Origin of the sequence: Cronbergia sp. UHCC 0137, assembly GCF_034932285.1 — a bacterium.
Lineage (GTDB): Bacteria > Cyanobacteriota > Cyanobacteriia > Cyanobacteriales > Nostocaceae > Cronbergia.
In genome coordinates this window covers 8,129-10,974 of the sequence record NZ_JAYGHC010000009.1, presented here as the reverse complement: position 1 = coordinate 10,974, position 2,846 = coordinate 8,129, and the positions used below count along the sequence as shown (strand labels likewise).

Below are 2,846 nucleotides of genomic sequence, written 5' to 3'. Positions count from 1 at the left end.
TTTCCTATGGAGGTGAATAATAATTTCTCCCTCCCCTGCCTCCCCTACCTCCCCTGCCTCCCCTGCCCCCTGCCCCCTGCCCCCTGCCCCAACTGATGTGAGCATCAATTGGCATGAATGGACGATGATAGAAGAAAATAAACAAGTAAACAATATTAGCCAGCAATTGGGTGAACCAATAGAGGTAAATCAAGCAATGAAGAGCGACTCACCAGCCGAAATTAACTCTAATGAATCTGGCAACGAGATTACTGAACAAACGGTAGCCTCAACTAATGTCCAGGGAAATACTGTATTCACTGAAGAAACTGATGTTGCTGCGACTCAAAAGATGGCAGTAGATACATCAGCTTTAGTGGAATTGAATCAACAGATTGAGTCATTGAAAGCGCAACTAGAAGAACGTAGCACTCAGTATATGCGAATTGCCGCAGATTTTGAGAACTACCGCAAACGCAACTCCAAAGAAAAAGAGGATCTAGAAACCCTAGTCAAGCGGAACACCATCATGGAACTGCTACCAGTGGTTGATAACTTTGAGCGAGCGCGATCGCACCTCAAACCCCAATCTGAGGGCGAAATGACCATCCATAAAAGTTATCAAGGAGTTTATAAACAATTGGTCGATTGCCTCAAACGTCTAGGTGTGTCACCCATGCGTCCAGAAGGGCAAGAATTTGATCCCAACGTCCATGAAGCGGTAATGCGTGAAGCTACGGATGAACATCCAGAAGGAACAGTGTTAGAAGAGTTAGTACGTGGATATTATATGGGCGATCGCGTACTCCGTCATGCAATGGTGAAAGTAGCTGCTCCCAAAGAAGATATTCCATTCGCACAAGACAATGAGTTGAGTCAAAATCAAGATTGAAGGAGGTAGGAGTTGAAAGGCAGGAGGCAGGAGGCCTTCTGAGAGGGATTCAAACCCATCTCTAATTGAAGACCGCCAAATCACCAGATTGTGGTTCTTGACTTAAACCCCAATGGTTGAGGCAAAAAGCCTTTATTATTAATTAAAAATTTTCCCTTCTGCCTCCTGCCCTCTGCCCTCTGCCTTCTGCCTTGTTAAATTATTTGACGGTTAACGATTGACGGTTAACGGTTAACCCTAGTTTGCTGTTTACCGTTCTTTGTTATCAGATCACAGTAAAAAGCACTCAATCAAAATTCTGTAGTTATGGGAAAAGTTATTGGGATCGACTTAGGGACTACTAACAGTTGCATCGCCGTTTTAGAAGGTAGCCAACCAATAGTGATCGCTAATTCTGAAGGAGGAAGAACCACTCCTAGTATTGTGGGTTTTGGCAAAAGTGGCGATCGCCTAATTGGACAATTAGCCAAACGTCAATCTGTCACCAACGCTGAAAACACAATCTACAGTATCAAAAGATTCATTGGTCGCCGATGGGAAGATACAGAACTAGAGCGCGATCGCGTACCCTACAACTGCGTCAAAGGTCGTGACGACACCGTTGATGTCGAAATTCGCGGACACAAATACACACCCCAAGAAATATCCGCCATGATCCTGCAAAAACTCAAGCAGGAAGCAGAAAATTTCTTAGGCGAAACCGTCACCCAAGCAGTAATTACCGTACCAGCCTACTTCACCGATGCCCAACGACAAGCCACCAAAGACGCTGGGACGATCGCCGGACTAGAAGTTTTAAGAATCATCAACGAACCCACCGCCGCCGCCCTCGCCTTCGGATTAGACAAACAAGACCAAGAACAATTAATCTTAGTCTTCGACCTGGGAGGCGGCACATTCGATGTCTCAATCCTGCAACTAGGTGATGGAGTCTTTGAAGTCAAAGCCACTGGTGGCAACAACCAACTAGGCGGAGACGACTTCGATAACTGCATCGTCCGTTGGATGTTAGACTCCTTCCAAAAAGAAAAAAAGATCAACATTGCTAAAGATAAAATGGCACTGCAACGCCTACGAGAAGCCGCAGAAAAAGCCAAAACCGAACTCTCTAGCATGGTCAACACCACCATTAACCTACCCTTTATCACTGCCGATCAAACAGGACCCCAACACCTGGAAATGGAACTGAGTCGTTCTAAATTTGAAGAACTCACACGGCATTTAATCAACGCCACCGTCGAACCCATGATCCAGGCGCTCAAAGATGCAAACCTCAAACCCCAAGATATCGATCGCATCGTCCTAGTTGGTGGTTCTACCCGCATTCCCGCCGTCCAAAATGCCCTAATCAAGTTTTTCAACGGCAAAACCCCAGATCGCTCCGTTAACCCTGACGAAGCCGTAGCACTAGGGGCAGCCATTCAAGCTGGAATCTTAGGCGGGCAAGTCGATACACTCCTACTACTAGATGTCATCCCCCTATCTTTAGGCATCGAAACACTAGGGGAAGTATTCACCAAAATCATCGATCGCAACACCACAATTCCCACCAGCAAATTTCAAGTATTTTCCACAGCCATAGATGGACAAACTTCCGTAGAAGTTCACGTCCTGCAAGGAGAACGGGCTATGGCCAGAGATAACAAAAGTCTCGGCAAGTTCCTTTTAACCGGCCTTCCCCCCGCCCCCCGTGGCATACCACAAATTGAAGTCTCCTTTGAAATAGATGTTAACGGTATCCTCAAAGTTTCTGCCCAAGATAAAGGTACAGGTAGAGAGCAAGGGATCAAAATTAGCAATACAGGCGGCTTGAGTCCAGCAGAAATTGAAAAAATGCGCCAAGAAGCTGAAATATTTGCCGAAGAAGACCAAAAATATAAAGAACTGGTGGAACTCAAAAACCAAGCAGATAGTTTATTGTTGACTTACACATCCACCTTAAAAGATCATGGCAGTCTGATTAATGAAAAAACTC

1 protein-coding gene and 1 pseudogene are annotated in these 2,846 nt (G+C 45.5%); both read left to right on the top strand.

What is annotated here, in order from left to right; all coding sequences use genetic code 11:
• The first annotated feature begins 124 nt into the window (after window positions 1-124).
• The gene (gene grpE, locus VB711_RS06125; RefSeq protein WP_323285027.1) at window positions 125-871 is read left to right on the top strand and encodes a nucleotide exchange factor GrpE; all 747 of its coding nucleotides are present in this window, start codon (window positions 125-127) and stop codon (window positions 869-871) included.
• Between the two features lie 306 nt (window positions 872-1,177).
• Window positions 1,178-2,846, top strand: a pseudogene (gene dnaK, locus VB711_RS06120) (molecular chaperone DnaK); the annotation flags it as partial.

Bases quoted from the DNA above. Each gene is read 5' to 3' on its own strand.
- grpE (WP_323285027.1), top strand. From the start codon at position 125: ATGATAGAAGAAAATAAACAAGTAAACAATATTAGCCAGCAATTGGGT.